Origin of the sequence: Amycolatopsis tucumanensis (assembly GCF_021654135.1) — a bacterium.
GTDB classification, from domain to species: Bacteria; Actinomycetota; Actinomycetes; order Mycobacteriales; family Pseudonocardiaceae; genus Amycolatopsis_E; species Amycolatopsis_E tucumanensis.
The window spans coordinates 241,909-267,170 of record NZ_JAKGSD010000002.1; the positions used below are offsets into that span (position 1 = coordinate 241,909).

The following is a 25,262-nucleotide window of genomic DNA, read 5'->3' on the forward strand; positions in this document are numbered from 1 at the left end:
GGACTCCGCACCGCCGGGTCTGGTCGCCCTCGCGGTCACCGCCGGCACCGTCCTTTCCCGACACGACGCCGGCCGGGCATAGCGGCACCACCTCCGGGGTACCCCCGATCGAGTGATGGTCGGGGGGTGGATGAGGAGGCGCATCGATGACGAGCAGTGCGGCGACGAACAGAACCACGGGCCGTCCGGCGCGGGTGAGAGGCCGTTCCGCGGCGCAGGCCGCCGGGCGCGCGGGCATGGTCTGCTGGGGTCTGGTCCACCTGGTGGTCGCCTACCTGGCGATCCGCGTCGCGGCGGGGGACGGTGGCAAGGAGGCCGACCAGAAGGGCGCGCTGCAGGAGGTCGGGTCCACCGCGGCCGGCCAGGTGGTGCTGTGGGTGCTCGCGATCGGGCTGATCGCGTTCGGGGTGTGGCAGTTCATGATGGCCGCCCGCGGCTACACGTGGGTGCCGAAGCGGGGCAAGCGGATGCGCAAGCGCGCCGGGTCCGCGGCGCGGGGTGTGGTGGTCCTTGCGCTGGCCTACACCGCGATCCGGCTCGCCACCGGCAGCGGCTCGGCCGGCGGCAACCAGCCGCAGCAGGAGTTCACCGCGCGGCTGCTCCAGCTGCCCGCCGGGCAGGCGCTCGTCGCGGTCGCCGGGGCGGCGGTGGTCGCGGTCGGCGTCGCCGCGGCGGTCAAGGGGTTCAAGCGCAGCTTCCTCAAGGACCTGGACCTGCCGGACCTGCCGACGGGCACCCGCAAGTGGGTCGAGTGGCTCGGCTCGGCGGGCTACGTCGCCAAGGGCGTGGTGTACGCGATCATCGGCGGCCTGCTCGGGTACGCCGCGCTGCGCTCGGACGCCGGCCAGGCGGGCGGGGTCGACAAAGCGCTCCGCACGCTCGCGGCCCAGCCCTACGGCGTCGTGCTGCTGGCCATGGTGGCGATCGGGCTGGCGGCGTTCGGCATCTACTGCTTCGCCGCGGCGCGCGCACACAAGAGCTGAGCCTTCTGGCTAAGCTGACGCCCGTGACCATCTGGACGGACGTCATCAACTACGTACGCATCCGGTACGAGGTGCTGGAGGAGAGCGAGCACTGGCTGCGCTTCCGCCTGGACACCGACGGCGGCCGCACCCAGCAGGTCACCGTGCACCACCTGCCCGACGTCGACGGCGCCGAGTGGGCCGAGATCTCCTCGGCCGTCGGCTGGGCCGACAAGATCGACCTGCGCCGCCTGCTCGAACTGGCCGGCGGCTCGTCGGTCGGCGGCGCCGCGATCGTGGACGGGGTGGCGCTCATCAAGCACACCGTGCCGCTGACGTCGCTGCACCTGCGGGAGGAGTTCGAGCGGCCGCTGCTGTCGGTCGTCGCGCAGGCGGACACGTTCGAGAAGGAACTGTCCACCGGCGACGAGTTCTGACCCTCACTCCCCCAGCGCCAGCCGCACCGCCCGCAACGCGCTGGTGAACGACACCTCGCTGAGCACCCCCGGCGCCGCCACCTGGTCCCCCACCAGGAACACCCCGTCGCCGCGCGCGATCGCGGGCCGGTCGCGCCAGCTCGTCCCCGGCGGGTCGACCGCACCGGTGCGGCCCGCGGCCACGGCGGTGCGCGTCCAGGTGGTCCGCTCGCGCCAGCCGGGGTAGCCGAGGTCGAGCAGGTGGTGCGCCCGCGCGAGCCCGTCGGACTTGCCCTCGCCGGGCGCGATCGGGATCTGCGCCTGGACCAGCTGCTCCCCCTCGGGGGCGAGCGTGCGGTCCTGCGCGGTGAACCGCTCCACCCAGCCCGGCGCGTCCAGGTCCGACACCGCGAACGCGTCGCCCCGCCGGGTCCGGACCGCCACGTCGACCAGCGTCGTCCGCCCGCTCGGCCAGCGCAGGCCGTCGTCGCCGAGCAGGGTGCGGGCGGCGTCGAGCGAGGTCGCCACGATCACCGGGCCGCCGGTGGGCAGGGTGTCGACGCGTGATCCGGTTTCGATCTTCACGCCGAGCTCGGCCGCCAGCGCGCCCATCCGGTCCAGGACCGCGCCCCAGCCGCCGCGAGCGTAGTGCGCTTCGGGCGGGAACTTCCCGGCCCGGTGCAGCCGCTCCTGGGTGAAAGCGGCCGACAGCGACCCGGGGTCGTGGTGGAACGTCGCCACGGCCACGTAGTTCGCGGCGACCCGGGCAGTCCGCTCATCGGCCAGCGCGCTCGCCCAGGTGAAGAAGTCCTGGTCGGACGGCGCTTCCCGGCGCAGCACCTGCCGGAGCATCCCCAGTGGTGGCAGCCGCCGCAGCCGGCCCTCGTGGTGGTAGCGCAGCCGCAGCCCCTCGGCGGGCGGGATGGGCGCGAGCGGGCGGAGCAGCTTGCGCCGGTCGAGCCACTTCCAGTGCGGGCCGCCCCGGTAGAACGCGTGCGGCCCCTCGTTGACGCGGTAGGGCGGCGCGGCGGTGCGCCCGCGGCCGCCGAGTTCGCGGTGCGCTTCGTGCAGCACGACGCGCGCGCCGCCTTCCGCCGCGGCGATGGCGGCCGTGAGCCCGCCGGTCCCGCCGCCGATGATCGTCACCTCGACCATGGGTCCCTCCCCGGGAAATCAGTGATCGTTTCCCGGACGAGACGGCGGCGGCGGATGTGACAGCGCTACCCGGCGGTGATCTCGGCGGCGGTGCGGCAACCTGCGGTGGCGAGGTCGAGGTTGGCCAGCGAGGCCAGGTGCACGGTTTCGTCGGCGGCGGCCACGCAGTCGCTCACCGGGTGGACGACGAACCCGAGGTCGGTGGCGTGGCGCGCGGTCTGCTCGACGGTCAGGTTGGTGGCCACCCCGGTGACGTACAGGGTGGTGATGCCGGCGTCGCCGAGGCGGGCGGCGAGGTCGTTGCCGGCGAGCCCGGAGAGCTTCTGGTTGTCGGCGACGTGGTCGGGCTTGGCGAGGTGGGTCATTTCGGGGATGAGCTGGGTGCCCGCGGCGCCGGGCCGGAACTGCTCCTGCGCCTGGCCGACGGCGGTCATGAACGCGGTGTTGCGCACGAGCCTGCCCTCGTCCTCGGGGATCGTGAAGCGGGTGAAGTAGATGGGGATGCCGGCGCCGGCGGCCCACTCGTGGAACCGGACCGCGCGGCCGACGACCCCGCTGCGCTCGACGGGCGCGGCGAGCATGCCGCCGAAGAAGCCCTCCGGTTTGATGACGTTGACCTGCCAGTGCAGGGCGAGCACGGCGCTGTGTTCGACGGTCATCTCCCGAGCCTATCGGCGGCCTACAGTGGGAGGCAGAAGTTTCTGCGGGGAAGGGAGCAGGCCATGGCCGTCCAGCTCAACCACACGATCGTCGAGGCCCGCGACCGGGAGGCGACGGCGAAGTTCCTGACGGAGATCCTCGGGCTGCCGGATCCGGTGCCGTACGGCCCGTTCCTGGTGGTGCAGACCTCGAACGAGGTGTCGCTGGACGTGGTCGGCACCGACGGGCCGGTGCACCCCCAGCACTACGCCTTCCTGGTGAGCGACGCGGAGTTCGACAGCATCTTCGAGCGGATCACCTCGCGCGGGCTGGAGTACTGGGCGGACCCGTTCGGCCGGGAGCCGGGCCGCATCAACCACCACGACGGCGGGCGCGGCGTGTACTGGAACGACCCGAACGGGCACCGGCTGGAGATCATCACCAAGCCGTACGGGGGCTGACCGCGCGCCGGGTCTGCGACGATGGCCGCGTGGACGAGGAAGTCATCCCCATCCTGCGGGTGGCGGACGCCGCGGCGGCGGTCGCCTGGTACGAGCGGCTGGGGTTCACCAAGCAGTGGGAGCACCGCTTCGAACCGGAGCTGCCCGCTTTTGTCGAGGTTGCCAGGGGTCGCGTGCGGTTGTTCCTGTCGGAACACACGGGGGACGCGCGCCCGGACACGTTGGTCTACCTGCGATTGCGGGATGTGGACGCCATCGCCGCCGCGTTCGGCGTGCCGGCGGAGGAGGCTCCGTGGGCGCGGGAGATCGAGCTGCGCGACCCCGACGGCAACCGGCTGCGGATCGGCACGCCGACGGAGTGAGCGCTGCGCCGGGCCCGGCAACCGGCAGGTTCATCCAGGTTGGCAAGGCCTAGAGGAGTGATGCGTAAGTCTGTTAGTGGTCGTAGGCGGTCAGGGATCGGGTGGTGGGTTGGCCTTTGAGGGTGTCGTTGACCGATTCGATGAGCTGGCGGATCAGCCGGACGCCGCGCTCGGTGAGGTAGTGGTCGAGTTCGCGGGAGACGTAGCCCTTGTCGGCGATGATCAGCAGTCCGGGGCCCTCGGCGCGCAGGTGGGGTTCGTGGTCGCAGATCACCATGAGTACCTGCCGCTCGTCGAACGGTGGGCAGGGAGCGGCCACACTCCACCGGGGTGAAGTCGACGATCCAGGTGGCGTCGGTCCACAGGTCGGTATCGGCTGCGAGCCAGCGCATCACCTGTTTGACCAGTGGCGACGCGGCACGCAGGCGACGGTTGTAGCCGGACTGGCCGGGCAAGTACCGGAACGCGCCGGGCACCCGGACGGGCAGGAACCGCAACCACCGGGCCTCGGAGTTGAACCCCAGCAACGCCTGAGCCACGGCCAGGGTGACCACCTCGGCGTCGGTCAGCTTCGGTGGCCGGCCAGCCGACGCTGGCCCGCCAAGCGGTCGTGTTCAGGTCTGTCGTCACAAACGGGTCTTGAACACCCTTCGTCCGTCTCTAGTGCGAACGGGCGGTTCAGGCGCCGGAGTGGTCCGGCAGGAGCCGAGCCGCCAGTGATCGTGCCGTGGCGGTGAGCGTGGCCGTGTCCAGCCCGGTCCGGCTCATGAACACGAGCCCTTGTTGCGCGGCCAGGAGAGCCCGCGCGAGTTCGATCGGTTCCGTTCCGGCCGGCAGGTCGCCCTCGCGTTGGGCGCGGGCGACGCAGTCGCCGATCAGCGCGGTGGTCGTCTCGTAGGCGCGGTGGGCGTGGTTGAGGACTTCCGGATCGGCGTTACCGAGTTCGCTGGTGCTGTTGGCCAGCAGGCAGCCACGCCGCACGCCAGGCGAGTCGTCGACCGGTGCTTCGAGGAGCATGCGCAGTGCGTCCAGGGCCCGTGGCGCCTCGGCGAGGGCTTCCCGGAGACGGCGGTGGTTGTCGTCGGTGTAGGCGCGCAGCGCCCGGAGGAAGAGCTGGCGCTTGTCGCCGAACGCCGCATACAGGCTGCCCTTGCCGAGGCCGCTGACGCGCATCAGGTCTTCCAGCGAGGTCGCCGCGTAACCGGCGTCCCAGAACTGATCACGGACGGCGTTCAGCACCTGCTTCTCGTCGAACGATCGCGGTCGTGCCATGCGGACAGGATATCGAGTTCTTGACCGTGCGGTCCAGCACGCTTATGGTGGACCGCGCGGTCAAGAACTCCTTGGCCCGTTGCACGCGAGAAAGTTGGGAAACACACATGGGAAAGCTGGACGGCAAGGTGGCGATCGTGACCGGCGGGTCGCGGGGCATCGGGGCGGCCTCGGCGCTGGCGCTGGCCGACGAGGGCGCCGACGTCGCGATCAGCTACTCGGCCTCGGCGGACCAGGCCAAGGCTGTGGTCGCCGACCTGGAGGCGAAGGGGGTGCGGGCGGCGGCTTTCCAGGCCGACCAGGCGGACGCGGCGCAGGCGGCGGGCTTGATCCACCACGTGGCCGAGCAGTTCGGGAAGCTGGACATCCTGGTCAACAACGCGGCCGTGAGCGGTGGCGGCCTCGTGGGCAGCGAGCCCGTCGACCAGGCCGCCATCGAGCGGCAGCTCGCCGTCAACTACACCAGCGTGGTGGCCGCGGTCCAGGCGGCGGTGCCGTTGCTGCCCGATGGCGGGCGGATCGTCAGCATCAGCTCAGGCGTGGCCACCCGGGCGGGTTTCCAGGGGATGGCGTACTACACGGGCACGAAGTCGGCCCTCGAGGGCTTCAGCCGGGGCGCGGCCCGCGATCTGGCGCAGCGGGGCATCACGGTCAACGTCGTCCAGCCCGGGTTCGTCGACACCGACGGAAACCCCGCCGACGGCCCGGCCGCGTCCACGTTCCTCCCGACCGCGGCGATGGGCCGGTACGGCAGGCCGGAGGAGATCGCCGCGGGCGTCGTCTTCCTCGCCAGCCCGCAGGCCTCCTACGTCACCGGCGCGGTGCTGCGGATCGACGGCGGATACGCGGCATAGCCCGACCGCGCGAAGTTAACCCCGCATGACCTGATCCGTCCGCCCGAGGCGATCACCGATACACCACGTTAACGCCCGCGAAGCGGTCGTGACACCGCTGCCGGGTGCACTGTTCCACGACCCGCACCAGTTGCGGGGCGCGTCTAGGGTTCCGCCACCGCCGGGTGGGTCTGGTCCGAGAGACGCAGGCGGTCCGCGCCGGATGCGGAACCGTTCCACGGCGGGAGAAAAGCCCGGGAGGCCATCACGGCCCCGGGCTGCGTGCGTGGTCCGGGGATGATCCGGAGGTGGGTATGTCCGTCACGCATCCCCAGACCACGCCAGACGCCGACGCCGGGGACCTCTCCGGCTTCGGCTACGGCCAGCAGCTGAAACGCAAGATCGGGTCCTACGGGTCGTTCGCCGCGGGGTTCTCCTTCGTCTCCATCCTCACGACCGTCTTCCAGCTGTTCTTCTTCGGCTTCTCCTTCGCAGGCCCGGCGTTCTTCTGGACCTGGCCGATCGTGCTGGCCGGGCAGCTGCTCGTCGCGCTGTGCTTCGCCGAGCTGGCGGCCCGCTACCCGATCTCGGGCGTCATCTACCAGTGGTCGAGCCGTCTCGGGGGGCGGCTGTGGGGCTGGACCGCGGGCTGGCTGATGATCGTCGCGCAGACGGTCACCCTCGCCGGCGCCGCGATCGCCCTCCAGGTCGTGCTGCCGCCGGTCTGGTCCGGCTTCCAGCTGATCCCCGGCGACTCCGCGCTGACCTCCCCCACCGGCGCGGCCAACGCCGTCCTGCTGGGCGTGCTGCTGCTGGCCGTCACCACGGCGATCAACGCGATCGGCGTGCGCCTGATGTCGGTCGTCAACAGCGTCGGCGTCACCTGCGAGCTGGTGGGTGTCGCGCTGTTGTGCGTCGCGTTGTTCTCCCGCGCCGAGCGCGGCCCCGGCGTGGTGCTGCAGACGCAGGGCGTCGAGGGCCACAGCTACCTGTGGGCGTTCGCGGTGTCCGGGTTGATGGCCGCCTACGTGCTGGTCGGCTTCGACAGCGCGGGCGAGCTGTCCGAGGAGACGCACAACCCGCGCCGCACCACGCCGCGCACCATCCTGCGCGCCGTGCTGATCTCCGGTCTCGGCGGCGCGCTCATGCTGCTGGCCACCCTGATGGCCGCGGGCAGCGTCACCGACGGCAGCCTCGGCGACCCGGCACTGGGCCTGCCCGGGGTGCTGATGAGCCGCCTCGGCGACACGCTCGGCCGGGTCTTCCTGGTGGACGTCGCGATCGCGGTGACGGTGTGCACGCTGGCGATCCAGACCGCCGCCACCCGGATGGTGTTCTCGATGGCCCGCGACCGCGTCCTGCCCTTCGCCGGCGGCCTGGCGAAGGTCAACCCGCGCACCGGCACCCCGGTCCGCGCCTCGGTCGTGGTCGCGGTCGTCGCGGCGGCGGTGCTGCTGATCAACATCGGCAACCCTGCGCTGTTCACCACCGTCGCGAGCGTCTGCATCATGCTGCTTTACTTGGCCTACCTGATGGTGACGCTGCCGCTGCTGATCCGCCGCCTGCGGGGTGAGCTGCCTGCCGCACCGGGCTATTTCAGCCTCGGCCGCTGGGGTGTGGTCGTCAACGTGCTCGCGGTGGTGTGGGGCGCGGCGATGGCGGTGAACCTGGGCTGGCCGCGAGCCGAGGTGTTCGATCCCGAGGGCGGGCACCCGTACCTGCAGTGGTTCGCTCCCCTGTTCCTCGCCGGCACGCTGCTCGTCGGCGCGCTCGCGTACGCAGTGCAGGCGCGCCGCCCCGCGCTGGCGCCGGTTCTGGAGGGTGCCGCGTGAGCGAGGTCCTGCTGTCCCACGAGATCCCCGGCGGCGCCGCCTGGTCGGTCCTGGTCCGCGGTGGCCGGGAGCTGAAGCTGACCGCCACCGGTGACGGCGCGAACTGCTCGACGCTGCTGTTCGCCGCGCACCACCCCGTGGACCGGCTCAACGTCCCGGACACGTTGAAAGCGCAGATGAGCGCCCGGATCCAGGCGCCGATGGTGCTGATGTCCGATCGCGGCACCGCGTTGTGCTCGGTCACTGGGTCGTCCCTGGACTGGCACGACGCGCTCAGCGGCCACTCCGTCGACGTCGCGCAGTACGGTCCCTCGTCCTATTCGGCCGATCGCAACGCGTGGCGCCGGTCCGCCCGCGACGGTTTCCTGAGCGAGCTGCGCAAGCACGGCCGCGGGCCGGCGGACCTGCACGCGTGTGTCAACTTCTTCAGCAAGGTCGCGATCTCCGGCGAGGGCGTGCTGACCTTCGCGCCCGGACACGCGTCGGCGGGCGACTGGGTGGCCCTACGGGCGGAGATGGACGTGCTGGTCGTCCTGTCCACGTCGCCGCACCCGCTCGATCCACAGTGGAATCCCGGCGGCGTGCTGGCCGAGGTCCGGCCCGCTCCCGAACCCGGCGAGGACGACCCGTCGTGGACGTTCCGCGACGAAAGCGCCCGCGCCCTGCGAGCCGCCCGGGAGGTGCTGGCATGACCGGCACGATCACCGAAGCCGCCCTCGACACGACCGTCGCCGACGGTGACGGCTACATCGGCACCATCCCGGCCGGCGGCACGTTCCGCATCGTCGACCTGCACGGCAACCAGGCCGTGGACACCCTGTTCTACGACGCCGCCGACATCGACAACCGCTACAGCGCGATGGACACCGTGCGGGAGCAGGGCAGCGCCTACCTCACCACCGGGTCGCGCCTGCTGTCGGTGAACCTGGACGTGCTGGCCACGATCACCGCCGACACCTGCGGCCGCCACGACACCCTGGGCGGGGCGTGCGCGCAGGAGTCCAATGTGGTCCGGTACGGCGAGCACACCCGTCATCAGCACGCCTGCCGGGAGACGTTCCTGCGCTACGGGGCGCAGGTGGGCATCGGCGCGCGGCAGCTCGGGCACAACATCAACTTCTTCATGAACGTGCCGCTGACCGCCGAGGGCGGGCTGACGTTCGAGGACGGCCTGTCCGCGCCGGGCAAGTATGTCGAAGTGCGCGCCGAGCGCGACCTGTACGTGCTGATCAGCAACTGCCCGCAGCTGAACAACCCGTGCAACGGGTGGAACCCGACGCCGGTGCGGCTGCTGGGCTGGTGGTGACCGTGGAGGTACTGACGCCAGGCACGCAGACGACGGTGCAGGACCTGACGGGCAGGGGCGGCATGTGGGACGTCGGGGTGCCGCCCTCGGGCGCGTGGGACGACCTGTCCTTCGCGCTGGCCAACGCCGCGGTGGGCAACCCGCCGGACGCGGCCGGCCTGGAAGCGGTGGTCACCGGGCCGGTGCTGCGCTTCGACCGGCGCACCACGGTGTGCCTGACCGGTGCGACGCACCGGGCCACGGTGGACGGCCGTCCGCTGCGCCCGGGGATCGTCACGCCGGTGGCGGCGGGGTCGGTGCTCGACGTCGGCCCGTGCGACGGGCCCGGGATGCGCGCGTACCTGGCGGTCGCGGGCGGGATCCGGGTACCGGAGGTGTTCGGCAGCCGCGCCACGTTCCTGCTCGGCGGCTTCGGCGGGCTGGACGGCCGCGCGCTCGCCGCCGGGGACGAGCTGACCGTCGGACGCACCGAGAACCTGGGCGCACCGATGGACGTGGCACCGATCCTGCCCCGCATCGGGTCCGAGTGGACGGTCCGGGTGCTGGCCGGGCCACACGGCGCTCCCGAGTACCTCACCGAGGAGGGCGCGCGGGAGCTGCTGGAAACACCGTGGACGGTCGACCACCGCGCCGACCGCACGGGTGTGCGGCTGACCGGTCCCCCGCCGAAGTGGTCGCGGCGCGACGGCGGCGAGGCGGGCCTGCACCCGTCGAACATCCACGACAGCGCCTACCCGGTGGGCGGGATCATGCTGTCCGGCGACACGCCGGTCGTGGTCGGCCCGGACGGCCCGAGCCTCGGCGGGTTCGTGGTGCCGTTCACCGTGATCCGCGCGGACCGCTGGAAGCTGGCGCAGGCCCGGCCGGGCGACCCGGTGCGGCTGGTGCTGGTGTCACCGGCGGAAGCGGAGGCGATCAACGCGGAGCGGGCGGCACTGTTGGCCGATCCCCGGGCAGCCGTCGCGGCCGAGTTCGCGGGCACGCCCGCTCCGGCGCCGATGCTGCCCGCGCCGCGCGCGGAGTTGTTGCGGGAGCACGGTTTCCTGCGGGAGCGGGCGGATCCGGCGGTGGTGATGCGCCGAGCCGGCGACCACCACCTGCTCGTCGAAGCCGGGCCGGCGGTGCTGGACCTGCACGTGCGGGTGTGGGTGCACCTGCTCGCCCAGGCGCTGCGCGCGTCGGCGACCGGCGGGGTGACCGAGATCGTGGAGGGCGTGCGCTCGCTGCTGGTCCAGGTGGATCCGGACCGGCTGCCGCTGGAACGGCTGGCCGGGCTGCTCGACGAGCTGGCCGGTGCGGTGCCCGATCCGGCCGGGGTGACGCTCGACGTGCGGGAGGTGACGCTGCCGATCGCGTTCGATCACCCGGCCGCGCACGAGGCGATGGCGCGGTACACGCGCTCGGTGCGGCCGGACGCGCCGTGGTGCCCGGACAACGTCGAGTTCATCCGGCGCATCAACGACCTGCCGGTGCGCGACGACGTGTTCCGGATCCTGCGTGAGGCGACGTACGTGGTGATCGGGCTGGGCGACGTCTACCTGGGCGCCCCGGTGGCGTTGCCGACCGATCCGCGGCACCGGCTGGTGACCACGAAGTACAACCCGGCGCGCACGTGGACGCCGCAGAACGCCGTCGGCATCGGCGGCGCGTACCTGTGCGTGTACGGGATGGAAGGCCCCGGTGGCTACCAGCTGGTCGGGCGGACGGTCCCGGTGTGGCGGCACGTGCCGGGCTCGGACGAGCCGCCGTGGTTGCTGCGCCAGTTCGACCGTCTGCGGTTCACCCCGGTCACCGCGGAGGAGCTGGCCGATCTGCGGGCCGACGTCAAGGCCGGACGATCCGGGTTGGAGACGAGCCCAGCGAAGTTTTCCTTGTCCGAAGTGGACGAGCTGGAGTCGAAGCACCGCGAGGAGATCGCGTTGTTCCGCAAACGCAGGCAGGCGGCGTTCGACGCCGAACGGGAGAGGTGGGATCGTTGACTCCGCTGGTTGCCTTGAAGGCGGCGCGGGAGGTGGACCAGCCCGCGTTCATCTCGCTGCTGGACGAGGACCGGGTTCAGTCCACCACGGACGGCCCGCTGGCCGGGATTGCGTTCGCGGTGAAGGACAACATCGACGTCGCCGGGGTGCCGACCACCGGCGGGTGCCCGGCGCGGGACACGCCGGCGACGGCGAACGCGTTCGCCGTACAGCGGTTGCTGGACCGCGGCGCGGTGCCGATCGGCAAGACCAACCTGGACCAGTTCGCCACCGGCCTGGTCGGCACCCGCTCCCCCTACGGCGCGTGTCACAGCGTCTTCTCGCCGGCGCACGTCAGCGGCGGGAGCAGTTCGGGCAGCGCGGTGGCGGTCGCGCTCGGGGTGGTGCCGTTCGCCCTGGGGACGGACACCGCGGGCAGCGGCCGGGTCCCGGCGGCGTTCAACGGCCTGATCGGGGTGAAGCCGACCCGGGGGCTGGTGTCCACGCGCGGCTTGCTGCCCGCGTGCCCGTCGCTGGACTGCATCACCACGCTGACCAGGACGGTCGCCGAGGCGCGGCCGGTGCTGGACGCGCTGGTGGCATTCGACGAGGTCGATCCGTGGTCGCGGCCGGCGCCCGCGCTGCTGCCGCCGGGCGTCGCGCGCCGGATGCGGGTGATCGCGGCGCCGGACGGCCCGCTCGACCTGGATCCGGAGCACGAAGCGGCGTGGCTGGACGCCCTCACGCACGCGGCGCGGGTCGCGCACGTGGTGCGGGTGGACGTCGCGCCGTTCCTGGCGGCCGCGCGGCTGCTCTACGAGGCGGCGTTCGTGGCCGAGCGGCTGGCGGCGTTCGGGCACCTGCTCGACGGGCCGGGTGTGGACCCGACGGTACGGGGCATCGTGCGGGGCGCGGACCGGTACTCGGGCGCGGACGCCTTCGCGGGCCTGCACGAGCTGGCCCGGTTGCGGCGGCTCGCGGAGCGGGCCTTCACCGGCGCGGACGCGCTGCTGCTGCCGGTGACGCCGGGGCATCCCACGCTGGCTGAGGTCGCGGCCGATCCGGTCGGGGTCAACACGCGGCTGGGCACGTTCACGAACATGGCGAACCTGCTCGACCTGTGCGCGGTCGCCGTGCCTGCCGGGTCGCGCGCCGACGGGCTGCCGTTCGGGGTGCAGCTGCTCGCGCCGGCGTTCGCGGACGGCCCATTGCTGGACCTGGCCGCGCGGTGGACGGGCGAGACCGTGGCGCCACCCTCCGCGCGCACGCTGCTGGCCGTCGCGGGCGCACACCTGTCCGGTCAGCCGGCGAACGGCGACCTGGTGCGGCTGGGCGGGGTGCTGCACAGCCGGGCCCGCACCGGCCCCGGCCACCGCATGTACACAGTGGATGGTCCGTTCCCGCGGCCGGGGCTGCTCCACACGGGAGACGGCCCGGCGGACGGGATCGAGCTGGAGGTGTGGGACCTGCCGGAGGCGGCGATCGGCGCACTGCTGCCGACGATCGCGCCGCCCCTGCACCTGGGCCCGTTGACGCTCGACGACGGGTCCACTGTGCTCGGTTTCGTGGCCGACACCGCGTGCGCGGACCCTGCCAGGGACATCACCGCGTACGGCGGCTGGCGGGCGTACATGTCGAGCTGACACGACGGGCGCCCGTCCGGAGTGGACGGGCGCTCGTCGTCGTCAGTAACCGCGGTAACCGCTGCCCTTGAGCATCGACTTCAGTCCGGGGTGACCGTCGAAACCGCCGTAGCGGCTGATGGTGTAGCGCACCCCGGCGATGATGTTGTGCACCGGGTTGAAGATGTCGTCGTAGCCGGGGAGCTTGTGCGCGTTGAAGGTCGAGTCGATGCACTGCATCAGCCCCTTGGAGGGGTGACCTGCGCGCCAGTTGCTGTCCCAGCGGTTGACGGCCTGTGGGTTGCCGCTCGACTCCTTGTCGATGATCGTGCGGATCGCCTGCACGTCACCGCCGTCGACCGGCACACCCTGCGCCCGCATGACGCGGATGGCCTCGTTGATCCAGCCGGCGAGCTCGTCGCCGGTGGTGTCGAAGACCTCCGGGGCGGGAGCCGGCGCCGCGGCGGGGGTTTCCGCGGCGACGGTCTCCGTCGCGGCCGCCTCAGGGGCGGCGGTCTCGGGGGCGGCGGGGATGTCCAGGACCGTCGCCGGCGTGGTGACGATCCACGTCGACGGCGGCCCGAGGACCGGGAGGGCCGGGGTTGCGTCGGCGACCGGGGCAGCGCCGGCGACGGGCGCCGGGGGAACGGCTTCGCCGCCGGTGCTCGCCATGGCGAGCGGGCTGGCGGAGCCGGCCATGGACATCATGAGCAGGCCCGCCGAAACGGACGTGCGCGTGCTGATCCGGCCGAGGTTCTTCGGTTTGGCTGCGTGCCGCGGGCGGTACCTGTCCGGGGAAAACAGGGCCGCCTTTCGGGGAGCACGGTTAGTGGAATTGTGGCTTCCCATGAACGGGAGGTCTCCTTGCTTGACGTTCAACCACGCCGACCCTGTCGGGGGCCAGGCCGGCGGGGGCTTCACGGGATGCGGAACGGGGGATTTCCAGGTTCCCGCGAGGCCTCAGCCAGATTACGAACGCGCAACGGAGATATCACCAAACGGTGACTGAGCACACAGTTTGAGGGGGTGGGGCTCGATCTTGCCGGACCGTTGTTTCTGCAGCTCAGGCCACGTTTCTACCGCTCGGTAACACCACTGCTACTCGGCCCGATCGAGGCCGATTCGAGGCGCCCGGGAGGTTACGCGACGGGGTGAATGGCGTTCAGGATCAGCTCGCGGGGCGCCCGGAGCGGCACTCCCGCGGCGAGACGCCCGTCACCCCGTTTGAATGCGTTGCTCCGATCCGTAACCGGTGACAGGGGCGATAGTCGCCGATGTCGCGGAACCGTTCCGCAATTCCCGCGCGAGCGCCAGTGGCGAAACCGCGCCGCAAATCTGGAACGCTAGACCGCACATTCCCGGGCGAAGTCCGCTGCGGCGACTTCCCGTCCTGCGACCACGATGTATCGCCACTACGTGATCAGCCCCGGTGCTATCTCCGGCACTGGGCGCGCCTTTCTCAACCTCCTGGTTGACAACGTCCCGCCGAGGCGCCTACTGTCTTTCTCAACCAAGTAGTTGAGGAACCAAGGTGGACGAGACGACCGAGCAGCTCAACCGCGTCTTCGCGGCCCTCGCGGATCCGACCCGGCGCGACCTGGTCGCCCGGCTGGCCGCCGCCGACGCGACCGTCGGCGAGCTGGCCGAGCCGTACGACATGAGCCTCCAGGCGATCTCCAAGCACGTGAAGGTGCTGGAGGAAGCCGGCCTGGTGACACGCAGCAAGGTCGCCCAGCGGCGGCCCGTCCACCTCGACGCGGAGGTGTTCGACCTGATGACGAAGTGGATCGAGCGCTACCGCCGCACGGCCGAGGAACGGTACCGGCGCCTGGACGCCGTGCTGTCCCGCATGTCCGAGACGGACCAGCCCCAGGAGGACGCATCATGACCAGCACCCGGCAGGAAGCCCGCATCGTCGCGGCCGAGAAGGTCCCGACGATCGAGATCGTCCGCGAGTTCGACGCGCCACCCGCGCAGGTGTTCCGCGCGCACGTCGACCCCGAGCTCTTCGCGCAGTGGATCGGGCCGCACTCGGTCACCACGAGGGTCACCAAGTGGGACGCCCGCACCGGCGGCGAGTGGGCCTTCGCCAACGACCGCGACGGCGAGGAGATCGCGTCGTTCTTCGGCAGCTACCACGAGGTGCGGCCGGACGAGCGGATCGTGTGGACCTTCACCTACGAAGGCGAACCCGACGGCGTCGCGCTGGAAACGCTGACCTTCGAAGCGCTCGAGGGCGGGCGCACGCGGCTGACGACGCTCAGCGTGGTCAAGGACTTCGAGACCCGCGACGGGATCCTGTCCAGCGGCATGGACGTCGGGGTCAACGAGGGCTACGAGAAGCTCGACGCACTGCTCGCCAAGGGAGCCTGAGATGACGCCTGCCCAGCAGCACGCGCACGACGCGGCCCGCTTCACCGAGCTGGTCGAGTCCGCGGGCCCCGGCGACTGGACCCGGCCCAGCCCGGTCGCCGGGTGGACCGCACTCGACGTCGTGAAGCACCTCGTCGAGTGGTCCCGCGGGTTCCTGCGGGGCGCCGGGATCGAACTCCCCGCCCTGGACGTCGCGGCCGGCCCGGCCGCCGCCTGGAAGCAGCACGCCGCCGAGATCCAGGCGATCCTCGACGACCCGGCCGGGCGCGTGCTGAGCAACCCGCACACCGGCGACAAGCCCGTGGACGAGGCGATCGACCAATTCTACACGGCCGACGTCTGGATGCACACCTGGGACCTAGCCAAGGCGCTCGGCCGCGAACCCGACCTCGGCCAGGACCGGTGCGCCGCCGCGCTCGCCGCCATGCGGCCGATCGAGCAGCTCCTGCGGGACAGCGGGCAGTACGGTCCCGCGGTGCCCGTGGCCGACGACGCCTCGCCGCAGGACCAGCTGATGGCCTTCATCGGCCGCGACCCGACCTGGCGCCCCTGATCGTCCACTCAGGACGGTAGCGGGTGCAGCGCCTCCGCGGCCGCCGCGGTGATCGTGTCCGCGACGAGCGCCAGCGCGCGCACGTCCAGTTTCCACTGCTGCCAGTACAACGGCACGTCCCAGTGCAGGCCCGGTTCGAGTTCGACGAGGGCGCCGGACTCCAGCAACGGCCGGGCCTGCGGCTCCGGGACCAGGCCCCAGCCCAGGCCGGCCGCCACGGCGTCGCGGAAGCCCTCCGAGGTGGGCACGTGGTGTCGGTCCTCCGCGGCGTCCACACCGGACAGTGCGCGCACGAAGCGGTCCTGCAGTTCGTCCGCCTGGTCGAAGACGATCACCGGTGCGCCGGGCAGCCACCGCCGCAGCCGGCCCGACCGGTGGCGGGCCACGAAGTCCGGGTTCGCCGCGGGCAGGTAACGGGCGAGCCCCAGCGGGCGCACGAGGCAGCCGGCGACCGGGTCCGGCGACGAGGTCACCGCCGCCATCACCCGCCCCTCGCGCAGCAGCTCGGCGGTCCGCGTCTCGTCCTCGCGGTACAGCTCGAAGCACACCGGCGGATCCCGCGGCACCCGGGTGATCGCCGGCAGGAACCAGGTCGCGAGCGAATCGGCGTTCACCGCGATGGACAGGCGCGCGGGGCCGGGCTGGCCGTCGATCCCCAGTTCCCGCCGCGCGTCCTGGTTCAGCGCGGCGAGCTGGCGTGCGAACCGCACGACGACCTGCCCGGACTCGGTCGGCCGCACCGGTTTGGTGCGCATCAGCAGCACCCGGCCGACGCGCTGCTCCAGGGTCTTGATCCGCTGGCTGACCGCGGACGGGGTGACGTGCAGGGCCGCGGCGGCGGCGTCGAACGTGCCCTCGTCGACGACCGCGAGCAGCGTCCGCACCTGGTCGATGGGCAACTCGGTCATCACGCGCGCTAATGATACGTAAAAATCTTTAGCTGTACTGCGCGTCCGCCGCTGCTTAGCGTGGGTTGCGTGAACGTCCTCTCCGCAGGTCTGGCCGGGTTCGGCACGGGCCTGTCCCTCATCGTGGCCATCGGCGCGCAGAACGCGTTCGTCCTGCGCCAGGGCGTGCGGCGGCACGCGGTGGCCGCCGTCGTGGCGATCTGCGCCGCGTCCGACGCGGTGCTGATCGCGCTCGGGGTGGCCGGGCTGGGCGCGGTGGTGACCGCGTGGCCGGCCGCCCTCACCGTGGTCGGCCTGGCCGGCGGTGCTTTCCTGATCGGCTACGGCGTCCTCGCCGGGCGGCGCGCGCTGCGCCCGGCGGCCACCGGGTTGACGACGACGGGCGCCGCGGCCGGCTCGATCGGGGCTGCGGTGCTCACCTGCCTGGCGATGACCTGGCTGAACCCGCACGTCTACCTCGACACGGTGCTGCTGGTCGGTTCGGTCGCCGCGGACCGTGGGGACCTGCGCTGGATCTTCGGGCTCGGCGCGATGGCCGCGAGTTTGGCGTGGTTCGCCTGCCTCGGCTACGGCGCGCGGCTGCTCAGCCCGGTGCTGTCCCGGCCGGGCGCGTGGCGCGCGCTGGACGTGCTGGTCGCGGTGACGATGCTCGTGATGGGCACGATGCTGCTGGCCCGCGCGCTGTGACTCCTCAGCGGGCGCGCTCGTAAACCGTCTCGATCGAGTAGTCCTTCTCCGGCCCGGTGACCCGCATCCGGACCGTGAAGCGGTTTTCGTCCGGGAACTCGTAGTGGCCGGCGTAGGTGTCCCGGCCGCAGAGGTGCACGTCGGACGCGGCGGCCTGGTCGAGGCGGAGCACGTGCAACGTCCGCGGCGGCCCCGGCTCGGCGAAGCAGATGCGGATCTGCCCCGGCTCCAGCCGGTACTGGTACTCGCGGTAGACGTCGAGGACCTGCCCGCCGTCCAGGGCGAGCTGCCCGTCCTCGCGGTAGTGCAGCAGATCCGGCCCCGCGGGGTGGAACCGGGCCGACCCGGTCATCCGGCCGGTGCCGGGGAGGTTCCTGGTGATGGTCCACTCCCCCGGCAGGGCCGCGAACAGGCGCGCCTCGTCATCGCTGGGCGGGTTGTCCATACGACCAGGATGCCCGAGGACCCGGACGGTCACGGGCAGGGCCAGGTCAGCGGCCGGGGCGCAGCCCGGCGAGGTGGATGCGGAGGAAGCGACGCCAGCCTGCGTCGTCGCCGTCCGGCGAGGCCGCGACCACCCCTCGGAGCGCGACGATGAGCGCCTTGATGTCGTCGCCGGTCACGTCCGGCGCGAGAACCCCCGCCTCGACCGCCTTCCGCGTGAGCTGCCGGACCCGGTCCACGGTCCGCGCGCTCACGGCGTCCTCGGCGACGCGTTCGGTCAGTGCGGCGGCGTAGCGGCGTTTCTCGGCGTTGAAGGTCCCGACGAACTCGAGGAACCGCTCGAGAGCGGCGGCGGGGTCCGGGTCCGCGAGTGCGGCCGCGGCGGCCTGGTCCATCTCCTCGACGAAAAGCCGCGCGATGGCGTCGAGGAGTTCGCCCTTGCCCGCGAACCGCCGGTAGATCGTGCCGACGCCGAGGCCGGCACGAGACGCGATGGCCTCCATGCTCGCCTGCGGTCCCTGCTCGGCGAAGACCGCGCGCGCCGCGTTGATGACGATCTCGTCGTTGCGCAAGGCGTCCCGGCGCGGTGCGCGGCGCGTGTTCGAGGCGTTCGTCCGTGGGGTCATCGCCATCGAGTGTACTAAAGCGGAATCCATCTTCCGTATCGTGTTATGGTGAATCGAGATTCCGTTTTACTGGAAGGACCGCTCATGAGGACCACGACCGGGTGGCAGAGCCTCGACCCCGCCACCAACGCACTGACTCGCGTCACCATCGAGCGGCGCGACCTGCGGCCGGACGACATCGCCGTGCGGATCGACTACTGCGGCGTCTGCCACAGCGACCTGCACCGCATCCACGGCATGCTCGGCGAGAAGGACCTCGTCCCCGGACACGAGGCGACCGGCGTCGTGGTCGCCGTCGGCGAGGCGGTCACCCGGTTCGCGGTCGGTGAGCGGGTCGCGATCGGGACGATCGTCGACTCGTGCGGCCAGTGCGCCATGTGCCTGGCCGGGCAGGAGAACTACTGCTACAACCGCGCGACGACCACCTACGGCGGCACCGACCGCGTCGACGGCACCCCGACGAAAGGCGCCTACAGCCGCGAGTACGTGCTGCGCGAGAAGTTCGCGTTCCACCTGCCCGACGGGCTCGACCCCGCGGCCGCGTCGCCGCTCATGTGCGCCGGTGTCAGCGTCTGGGAGCCCATGCGGGCCGCGGGCGTCGGCCCCGGGAGCCGCGTCGCCGTCGCCGGTCTCGGCGGGCTCGGGCACCTCGCCGTGAAGCTCGCCGCCGCGCTCGGCGCCGAGGTCACCGTTCTCAGCCGCAGCACGGCCAAGGAGCCCGACGCCCGGCGCCTCGGGGCGTCCGATCTGCTCGTGACCACCGACGACGCCCAGGTCTCGGCCGCGACGGGCCGGTTCGACTTCATCCTCGACACCATCTCCGGTGACCACGAGCTCACGCCGTTGATCGGCATGCTCGGCCTCGACGGCACGCTGTGCGTCCTGGGCAATCCCCTGCTGACCGGCCCGCGGCTCTGGGAGCTCGGCGCCGGGCGCAAGAAGCTCACCTCCTCCGGAACCGGTGGGCTGCGGCAGACCGCCGAGATGCTCGAGTTCTGCGCCGAGCACGGCATCACCGCCGACGTCGAAGTCCTTCCCTCGAGCAAGGTCGAAACCGCCCTGAACCGGCTCGCCACCGGCGACGTCCGCTACCGATTCGTCCTGGACATGTCCGACCTCGACACCCCGGCCGCCTGAGGTCGCGAATGGACGACCGGTGGGTCTTCGTTCCCGGGAACGACAAGAAGCCGACGTTCGGCGGCGACGGCGGCGCGTCTCGGCCGGACGGGGCCTAGCGGCTCACCGTGGCCGCGTGCTCGGCGAGCCCCGCCGCCATCCTGCCCATGAAACGGCGGAGGTACCGCCGCATGAACCAGCCCATCCCCCGCCGGGCCCGGTACGTGCCGTGCCACCGGATGCGCGTTCCGCCGCCGGGGAGTTCCCGCAGTTCGACCGCGGCCCGGTAGTCGGTCAGCTGCGGGTTTTCCACGCCCTCGTAGGCGAACCGGCGGCCGGGTTCCAGTTCGGTGATCCGCTCCTTGGTGACGACCTTCCCGGTGCGGAACGCGCGAACCGCGCCGACTTCGTCCCGGCCATCGGCGGACAGGCCTTCCGACTGGCCGGCTTCCAGTGCGTCGACCGCGGACCAGGTCGGCCAGCTGCGCGCGTCGAGCAGCAGGGACCACACCACCGACGGCGGCGCGGGGGTCTCGGCGGTGACGTCGTAGGACTGCATTCTCCGGTTTCCTCATTCTGTCGTGCGGTCGCGCACCTCGCGGAACGCGGCCCTGATCTCGGACACGAGAAGGGCGGGTTGCTCCAGCCCGGGGAAGTGGCCACCGCGGTCCAGGTCGTGCCACGTGCGCAAGTCCCGGTATCGCCGCTCCGCCCAACGGCGGGCGGTGGGCCAAGGTTCGGCGGGGAACAACGAACAGAAGGTGGGCACGGTGATCGGCAGTGCGTTCTCCTCCTCCGCGCTGCGCGGCACCCACCTGAGCGCTTCCCAGTACCACCGGGCACTGGACGCGCCGGTCCCGGTCAGCCAGTACAGCGCGATCGTGTCGAGCTGCTGCGTCAGGCTCACGCCGTCGGCGTCGGCGTAGGCCGCGAACTTTTCGCCGAGCCAGGCGGCCAGTCCGGCGGGTGAGTCGAGCAGGGCGTAGCCGATCGTCTGCGGCCGCGTGCCCATCAGCATCCCGAAGCCGTAGCCGTCGGCCAGGTGCCGGTCACGGCGGTCCAGCATCCGCTGTTCGTCCGGGGTCGGTGCCATGCGGTCGTCCGGCATGGGCGAGGCCACCGGCATCGTCAGGTGCAGCCCGGCGACGCGTTCGGGGAAGCAGCGGGCCAGTTCGGTACTCACGTGGGCGCCCCAGTCCCCGCCGTGCGCCGCGAACCGCGGGTAACCGAGCACCGTCATCAGCTCCGCCCACGCCCGTGCGGTGCGACCCGGGTGCCACCCCGGCTCAGCCGGCCGGTCGCTGAACCCGAATCCCGGCAACGCGGGCACGACCACGTGGAAGGCGTCGCGCGCGGACCCACCGTGCGCCACCGGATCGGTGAGCGGCCCGAGCACCTGCTCGAACTCCAGCACGGAACCCGGCCAGCCGTGGGTCAACAGCAGCGGCAGCGCGGACGGCTCCGGCGAACGGACGTGCCAGAAGGCGATCCCGAGCCGGTCGAGATGCACCCGGTAGTGCGGGATCGCGTTCCACCGGGCTTCGGTCGCGCGCCAGTCGTGCCGCCGCCACTCGTCGATCAGTGCGGTGAGCCGCCGCAGCTCGAGCCCCTGCGTCGCGTCCGGCACCGTCTCGGGTTCGGGCAGCCGCACGTGGTCCAGTCGCGTACGAAGGTCGGCCAGGTCGTGGTCGGCGACGTGGATCTCGAAGGGCTCGGGCACCATGCGGGAAACCGTAGGACCGGCGCTCGTGCCCGGCCCATCCCCGGAATTGCGGTGTGCCGGTCAGGAATTGCGGTAGACCGAGGGACGCACGCCGGTGTGGCGCAGGAACGCGGTGGACAGCGCGCCGGGGCCGGCGAAACCGCACCGCCGGGCGATCCCGTCGAGCGCCAGGTCGGTGTTCCGCAGCAGCCGTTTCGCTTCCTCGATCCGCAGCCGGGTGAGGAACCGGTGCGGGGTCTCCCCCGTCGCGTTCCGGAACACCCGGACGAGGTGGTAGACGGACAGGTGCGCCTCGGCCGCGAGATCGGTCAACGTGACCGGCTCGGCGAGCCGTTCGCGCATGAACGCCACGACCGCGCGCACCCGCGTGTCCTCCCGCGCCGGAGCGCGGTCCGTGCGCAGTCGTCCGTGCCGGGTGAGCAGGTGTGTGGTCAGGAAGGCGCCGGCGGACTCGGCGTACAACTCGCCCGCTTCGCCGGGAAATCCGATCGCCCGGACGGCCGCTTCGAGCAGCGGGTCCCCCTCGGTGAGAGACGCCGCCATGGCCTCGTGATCCACGGTGCCACCGAGTTGCGCCGCGACCGTGTCGACGGTGTCGCGCGGGAGGTGCACCTGGACGCTCCGCATCGACTCGTCCCCGCGGTAGCGGGAGAGGGACGGCTGGTGCGGAACGCCGAGCTGGAGCCGCCCCGGAATCCAGGGCACACGCACGGGTTTGCCGCCGGCGCTCCTCTCCATCTCCGCCCACCCGGACAGCGGGAGCACGAGGTGCAGGTCCGCGGCGCCGGGCAGCGCGAGGTCCTCGGCGACCGGGACGTGCTCGAACCGCTGGACGAGCAGGGACCGCCAGCCCAGGTGCGTCCAGCTGCAGAACGTCCGCCGGACGAAGCGGTCAGTGTCGAAACCGGCGTAGGGCTGCAGGTCGAACCGAACGGAATCGAACACCACGATCTTGAGGCTACCGATGAGGCGCCAACGGCTTCCGTTGAGCCGGTCAACGGCCCGTGCACACCGGCCCGCAGCGCCGGCGACCGGTGCTCGTCGTCATCGATCACCCGGTCTGCCGCGTTTGAACCGGGCGTTTTGGTCAACTAGGACCTGGTGGTTCCTTCGACGCCCGAGCCCACCGAGTACCTGCCGCGTGTCGGCGAGGTCGCGCCGAAACCGTGGTGGCGCAGGCCCGCGACGATAGCCGCGGCGGCTGTCCTGTTCGTACTCGCTGTCCTGTACGTGCTCGACCTGGCGCTGAGCTCCGGTGAAGTCCCCCGGGGGACGACGGTGGCGGGTGTCGCGATCGGCGGTATGAGCGAAGCCGCGGCCGAGCAGAAGCTGCGGGACGAGCTGACGCCCCGCCTCGGCCGGCCGGTTCAGGTGATCGCCGGTGACAGGCAGATCCCGTTCGTCCCCGCGGAGGCCGGGGTGCGGGTGGACGCCGGGGCGACCGTGGCCGCCGCCGGTGCCCAGCCACTGAACCCGTGGACGCGGTTGGTGTCGCTGTTCCGCGACCGCGAGATCGCCGTCGTGGCCGGGGCGGACCCGGGCGCCCTGACCGCCACCCTCGACGAGCTGCGGGCGGCGGTCGACCGGCCGGTGGTGGAGGGCGGCATCCGGTTCGACGGGACCACCCCCGTCCCGATCGATCCGCGGGCGGGGCAGGCGCTCGACACCGCACGGGCCGAGGAGGTACTGCTCACCGGCTGGGCCACCGCGGAGCGCGTGCAGGCTCCAGTGCTCCCCCTGCCGCCGAAGACCACACCCGAGGGTGTGCGCGCGGCGCTCGACGAGGTCGCGCTGCCCGCTGTCGCCGCGCCGGCGACGGTTCGCGGTGACAGTCGGGACGTCGCTCTGGAGCCCGCGCAGATAGCCGCCGCGCTGACGTTCCAGCCCGGCGACAACGGCACGCTCGTCCCGCGGCTCGACCGCGCGAAGCTCGGTGCTCTGGCCGATCAGCTCGCGCCGACCGAGAAGCCGGGTCAGGACGCGCGAATGCGGTTCGACAACGACCGGCCCGCGGTCGTGCCGTCGGTCGACGGTCGCGCGGTCGACTGGGACCAGACCCTGGGTGGGTTGCTGGAGGCGATCCGCCCGGGCGGTGACCGGACCACCGATGCCCAGTACGTGGCCGTGCCGGCGAGGATCACCACCGACCGGGCCGGGCAGCTCGGGATCACCGAAGTGATCGGCGAGTTCACCACCGGCAACTTCGCGCCGGACTCCGGGGTGAACATCCGGGTGGTCGCCGAGAAGGTGTCCGGCGCGATCGTGCTGCCCGGGGAAACGTTCAGCCTCAACGGCTACACCGGTCCGCGGGAAGCCGCGCAGGGGTACGTGGAGGCCGGCGTGATCGAGGAGGGCGTGCCGGAGCGCGAGGTGGGTGGCGGGATCTCGCAGTTCGCCACCACCCTCTACAACGCCGCCTACTTCGCCGGGATGACCGACGTCGAGCACAAGGAGCACAGCTACTACATCAGCCGCTACCCAGCCGGCCGCGACGCGACGGTCTTCCAGAACCCGGACGGCAGCAGCGTCATCGACCTGAAGTTCGCCAACGAGTTCCCGACCGGGGTGGCGATCCAGACGATCTGGACGCCGAAGTCCATCACCGTCCGGTTGTGGGGCACGAGGCACGTCACGGTCGAGTCGGTGCCCGGCCCGCGCGGCGACTACGTCGACCCGCACACGGTCACCAAGCCGGCGGGCAGCACGTGCCAGCCTGCCCGCGGCAAGCCGGGGTTCCGGACCACGGACACGCGGATCGTCCGCGACCTGAGCGGAGCGGAAATCAGCCGCACGACGCGGACGGTGCGGTACGACCCCGAGCCGACGGTGCGCTGCGGGGGCTGAGCAGCGCGGAACACGCGACGACCACGCCCGCCGGGAATCCCCGAGCCCGCGATGCGCCGCGCCGGCTGAGCGAACGCGCACCCAAGGGAGCTGGATCACACAAATACCCCTGGGGGGTACTTGCGCAGCCCGCTTCGGCAGGGCTAACTTCTCGGTCGTACGGATACCCCCCATAGGTATAGGAGACCGAGATGAGAACCGACTCCCGCCGCTGGTGGGCCCTGGGGTTCCTCGCGCTCGCCCAGTTCATGGTCATCATGGACACCTCGATCATCGGGGTCGCGCTGCCGAAGATGCAGTCCGACCTCGGCTTCACCCCGGACGGCCTGTCCTGGGTGTTCAACGCCTACGTGGTCGCCTTCGGCGGGCTGCTGCTGCTCGGCGGCCGCCTGTCGGACCTGCTCGGCGCCCGGCGGATGTTCACCGCGGGCTGGGTCGTCACCCTCGGCGGCTCGGTGGTGGCGGCGCTGGCCGGCACCGCCGGGATCGAGCTGACCGGCCGGGTCCTGCAGGGTGCTGGGGCGGCGTTGATCGCGCCGTCGGCCCTGACGCTGTTGATGGTCTTGTTCGGTGACCGCCCGAAGGAGCTGACGAAGGCGCTCGCGCTCTACGGGGCGGCCGCGCCTGCCGGTGGCACCGCGGGGGTCTTCCTCGGCGGCGCGATCACCGAATGGCTGTCCTGGCCGTGGATCTTCTGGCTGTACGTGCCGATTTCGCTGATCGCGATCGCGGCCACACCCGTCCTCATGCCGGTCACGCCCGGGCGGCGCGGCGCGGTGGACGTGGCGGGAGCGGTGGCCGTCACCGCGGGCCTCGCGCTCACCGTGTTCGCCATCGTGCGCGCTCCCGAGCAGGGCTGGGGATCGGCGGCGACGCTCGGCGCGTTGGCCGGCGGGGTCGTGCTGCTGGGAATCTTCCTGGTGATCCAGCGGTCCCGCCGGGTTCCGCTGGTGCGCCTGGGCATCTTCCGCACGCCGAACCTGGGCGCGGCGAACCTGGCCCAGCTGCTGCTGGGCGCCGCGTGGATCCCGATGTGGTACTTCCTCAACCTGTACCTGCAGCAGGTCCTGGGTTACGGCGCGTTCGCCGGCGGTGCGGCGCTGCTCCCGATGACGCTGCTGATCGTGATCCTGATGGTCGGCGTGGCGCCGCGCCTGATCGCCCGCTTCG

Annotated in this window: 27 protein-coding genes, 1 pseudogene and 1 riboswitch; of the genes and pseudogenes, 17 read left to right on the top strand and 11 right to left on the bottom strand. The window is 72.0% G+C overall.

Going from position 1 to position 25,262, the window contains the following annotated elements:
* The first annotated feature begins 146 nt into the window (after window positions 1-146).
* Window positions 147-983: a DUF1206 domain-containing protein gene (locus L2C96_RS04970; RefSeq protein ID WP_051123455.1), complete on the top strand. Its 837-nt coding sequence runs from the start codon at window positions 147-149 to the stop codon at window positions 981-983.
* 23 nt (window positions 984-1,006) lie between these two features.
* Window positions 1,007-1,399, top strand: a complete 393-nt coding sequence (locus L2C96_RS04975; protein ID WP_020416018.1) for a hypothetical protein — start codon at window positions 1,007-1,009, stop codon at window positions 1,397-1,399.
* 3 nt (window positions 1,400-1,402) lie between these two features.
* Here L2C96_RS04975 and L2C96_RS04980 read toward each other — a convergent pair whose 3' ends face one another.
* Both L2C96_RS04980 and L2C96_RS04985 read right to left on the bottom strand, forming a co-directional pair.
* Entirely contained in the window at window positions 1,403-2,533 is a 1,131-nt protein-coding gene (locus L2C96_RS04980) for an NAD(P)-binding protein (protein WP_237335322.1), read from the bottom strand.
* A 65-nt stretch (window positions 2,534-2,598) separates the two neighbouring features.
* Entirely contained in the window at window positions 2,599-3,192 is a 594-nt protein-coding gene (locus tag L2C96_RS04985) for a cysteine hydrolase family protein (protein WP_020416020.1), read from the bottom strand.
* A 63-nt stretch (window positions 3,193-3,255) separates the two neighbouring features.
* Between L2C96_RS04985 and L2C96_RS04990 the strand changes: the two genes are divergently transcribed.
* Together L2C96_RS04990 and L2C96_RS04995 are read left to right on the top strand one after the other, a co-directional pair.
* The gene (locus tag L2C96_RS04990) at window positions 3,256-3,633 is read left to right on the top strand and encodes a VOC family protein (RefSeq protein WP_020416021.1); all 378 of its coding nucleotides are present in this window, start codon (window positions 3,256-3,258) and stop codon (window positions 3,631-3,633) included.
* Window positions 3,634-3,662: 29 nt separating this feature from the next.
* Window positions 3,663-3,995, top strand: coding sequence for a glyoxalase superfamily protein (locus L2C96_RS04995; protein ID WP_237335323.1), 333 nt, complete (start codon window positions 3,663-3,665; stop codon window positions 3,993-3,995).
* Window positions 3,996-4,068: 73 nt separating this feature from the next.
* On the opposite strand, the pseudogene L2C96_RS45490 reads toward L2C96_RS04995, so the two are convergent.
* Window positions 4,069-4,600: pseudogene (locus L2C96_RS45490) on the bottom strand (transposase family protein); the annotation flags it as partial.
* A gap of 73 nt (window positions 4,601-4,673) precedes the next feature.
* On the bottom strand, window positions 4,674-5,267 hold the full coding sequence (locus L2C96_RS05005) for a TetR/AcrR family transcriptional regulator (protein ID WP_237335325.1): 594 nt from the start codon (window positions 5,265-5,267) through the stop codon (window positions 4,674-4,676).
* Between the two features lie 107 nt (window positions 5,268-5,374).
* Between L2C96_RS05005 and L2C96_RS05010 the strand changes: the two genes are divergently transcribed.
* The 6 genes from L2C96_RS05010 to atzF all read left to right on the top strand — a co-directional run bounded on the left by L2C96_RS05010 (window position 5,375) and on the right by atzF (window position 12,839).
* Complete coding sequence (locus L2C96_RS05010; protein WP_020416025.1) at window positions 5,375-6,121, top strand: SDR family NAD(P)-dependent oxidoreductase; 747 nt, start codon at window positions 5,375-5,377, stop codon at window positions 6,119-6,121.
* 132 nt (window positions 6,122-6,253) lie between these two features.
* Window positions 6,254-6,363: riboswitch (guanidine-I (ykkC/yxkD leader) on the top strand.
* Between the two features lie 51 nt (window positions 6,364-6,414).
* Window positions 6,415-7,932: an amino acid permease gene (locus L2C96_RS05015; RefSeq protein ID WP_020416026.1), complete on the top strand. Its 1,518-nt coding sequence runs from the start codon at window positions 6,415-6,417 to the stop codon at window positions 7,930-7,932.
* Window positions 7,929-8,624 carry an urea amidolyase associated protein UAAP1 gene (locus tag L2C96_RS05020; RefSeq protein ID WP_020416027.1) on the top strand — a complete coding sequence of 232 codons (696 nt, stop codon included), beginning with the start codon at window positions 7,929-7,931 and terminating at the stop codon, window positions 8,622-8,624. The genes L2C96_RS05015 and L2C96_RS05020 overlap by 4 nt, the downstream gene beginning before the upstream one ends.
* The gene (locus L2C96_RS05025; RefSeq protein ID WP_020416028.1) at window positions 8,621-9,238 is read left to right on the top strand and encodes an urea amidolyase associated protein UAAP2; all 618 of its coding nucleotides are present in this window, start codon (window positions 8,621-8,623) and stop codon (window positions 9,236-9,238) included. The genes L2C96_RS05020 and L2C96_RS05025 overlap by 4 nt, the downstream gene beginning before the upstream one ends.
* Window positions 9,239-9,240: 2 nt before the next feature.
* Window positions 9,241-11,217 carry a 5-oxoprolinase/urea amidolyase family protein gene (locus L2C96_RS05030; RefSeq protein WP_202961382.1) on the top strand — a complete coding sequence of 659 codons (1,977 nt, stop codon included), beginning with the start codon at window positions 9,241-9,243 and terminating at the stop codon, window positions 11,215-11,217.
* Window positions 11,205-12,839 (top strand): allophanate hydrolase, encoded by a 1,635-nt coding sequence (atzF, locus tag L2C96_RS05035; RefSeq protein WP_202961383.1) that lies wholly within the window; start codon window positions 11,205-11,207, stop codon window positions 12,837-12,839. Before L2C96_RS05030 ends, atzF begins: the two co-directional genes overlap by 13 nt.
* Window positions 12,840-12,881: 42 nt before the next feature.
* Here the strand turns inward: atzF and L2C96_RS05040 are convergent, their stop codons facing one another.
* Window positions 12,882-13,517 carry a transglycosylase SLT domain-containing protein gene (locus tag L2C96_RS05040; RefSeq protein WP_020416031.1) on the bottom strand — a complete coding sequence of 212 codons (636 nt, stop codon included), beginning with the start codon at window positions 13,515-13,517 and terminating at the stop codon, window positions 12,882-12,884.
* Window positions 13,518-14,349: 832 nt separating this feature from the next.
* Between L2C96_RS05040 and L2C96_RS05045 the strand changes: the two genes are divergently transcribed.
* From L2C96_RS05045 to L2C96_RS05055, 3 genes are read left to right on the top strand one after another with little or no spacing between them, the layout of a single operon-like run.
* Complete coding sequence (locus L2C96_RS05045; RefSeq protein WP_237335326.1) at window positions 14,350-14,706, top strand: ArsR/SmtB family transcription factor; 357 nt, start codon at window positions 14,350-14,352, stop codon at window positions 14,704-14,706.
* Window positions 14,703-15,191, top strand: coding sequence for an SRPBCC family protein (locus L2C96_RS05050; protein WP_020416033.1), 489 nt, complete (start codon window positions 14,703-14,705; stop codon window positions 15,189-15,191). The genes L2C96_RS05045 and L2C96_RS05050 overlap by 4 nt, the downstream gene beginning before the upstream one ends.
* A gap of 1 nt (window position 15,192) precedes the next feature.
* Entirely contained in the window at window positions 15,193-15,744 is a 552-nt protein-coding gene (locus tag L2C96_RS05055) for a maleylpyruvate isomerase family mycothiol-dependent enzyme (protein ID WP_237335327.1), read from the top strand.
* A gap of 8 nt (window positions 15,745-15,752) precedes the next feature.
* Here L2C96_RS05055 and L2C96_RS05060 read toward each other — a convergent pair whose 3' ends face one another.
* On the bottom strand, window positions 15,753-16,652 hold the full coding sequence (locus L2C96_RS05060) for a LysR family transcriptional regulator ArgP (protein WP_020416035.1): 900 nt from the start codon (window positions 16,650-16,652) through the stop codon (window positions 15,753-15,755).
* A gap of 69 nt (window positions 16,653-16,721) precedes the next feature.
* Between L2C96_RS05060 and L2C96_RS05065 the strand changes: the two genes are divergently transcribed.
* Window positions 16,722-17,339: a LysE/ArgO family amino acid transporter gene (locus tag L2C96_RS05065; RefSeq protein WP_237335328.1), complete on the top strand. Its 618-nt coding sequence runs from the start codon at window positions 16,722-16,724 to the stop codon at window positions 17,337-17,339.
* Between the two features lie 4 nt (window positions 17,340-17,343).
* On the opposite strand, the gene L2C96_RS05070 is transcribed toward L2C96_RS05065, so the two are convergent.
* A complete protein-coding gene (locus L2C96_RS05070) occupies window positions 17,344-17,784 on the bottom strand; it encodes a DUF6314 family protein (RefSeq protein WP_237335329.1) in 441 nt (146 codons plus the stop codon).
* Window positions 17,785-17,830: 46 nt separating this feature from the next.
* On the bottom strand, window positions 17,831-18,409 hold the full coding sequence (locus tag L2C96_RS05075; protein WP_237335330.1) for a TetR/AcrR family transcriptional regulator: 579 nt from the start codon (window positions 18,407-18,409) through the stop codon (window positions 17,831-17,833).
* An 84-nt stretch (window positions 18,410-18,493) separates the two neighbouring features.
* On the opposite strand from L2C96_RS05075, the gene L2C96_RS05080 reads away from it, so the two are divergent.
* Window positions 18,494-19,546: an NAD(P)-dependent alcohol dehydrogenase gene (locus L2C96_RS05080; RefSeq protein ID WP_237335331.1), complete on the top strand. Its 1,053-nt coding sequence runs from the start codon at window positions 18,494-18,496 to the stop codon at window positions 19,544-19,546.
* A 94-nt stretch (window positions 19,547-19,640) separates the two neighbouring features.
* Here the strand turns inward: L2C96_RS05080 and L2C96_RS05085 are convergent, their stop codons facing one another.
* Genes L2C96_RS05085 through L2C96_RS05095 form a run of 3 tightly spaced genes read right to left on the bottom strand, consistent with a single transcriptional unit; the run spans window position 19,641 to window position 22,196 of the window.
* A complete protein-coding gene (locus tag L2C96_RS05085; protein WP_237335332.1) occupies window positions 19,641-20,084 on the bottom strand; it encodes an SRPBCC family protein in 444 nt (147 codons plus the stop codon).
* A gap of 12 nt (window positions 20,085-20,096) precedes the next feature.
* Window positions 20,097-21,248, bottom strand: a complete 1,152-nt coding sequence (locus L2C96_RS05090; protein ID WP_237335333.1) for an epoxide hydrolase family protein — start codon at window positions 21,246-21,248, stop codon at window positions 20,097-20,099.
* A gap of 60 nt (window positions 21,249-21,308) precedes the next feature.
* A complete protein-coding gene (locus tag L2C96_RS05095; protein ID WP_237335334.1) occupies window positions 21,309-22,196 on the bottom strand; it encodes a helix-turn-helix domain-containing protein in 888 nt (295 codons plus the stop codon).
* Window positions 22,197-22,349: 153 nt separating this feature from the next.
* Here L2C96_RS05095 and L2C96_RS05100 point away from each other — a divergent pair, with 153 nt between their 5' ends.
* Together L2C96_RS05100 and L2C96_RS05105 are read left to right on the top strand one after the other, a co-directional pair.
* Window positions 22,350-24,092: a VanW family protein gene (locus tag L2C96_RS05100; protein ID WP_237335335.1), complete on the top strand. Its 1,743-nt coding sequence runs from the start codon at window positions 22,350-22,352 to the stop codon at window positions 24,090-24,092.
* 191 nt (window positions 24,093-24,283) lie between these two features.
* On the top strand, window positions 24,284-25,262 hold a 979-nt coding region (locus tag L2C96_RS05105), incomplete at its 3' end, for an MFS transporter (protein WP_237335336.1).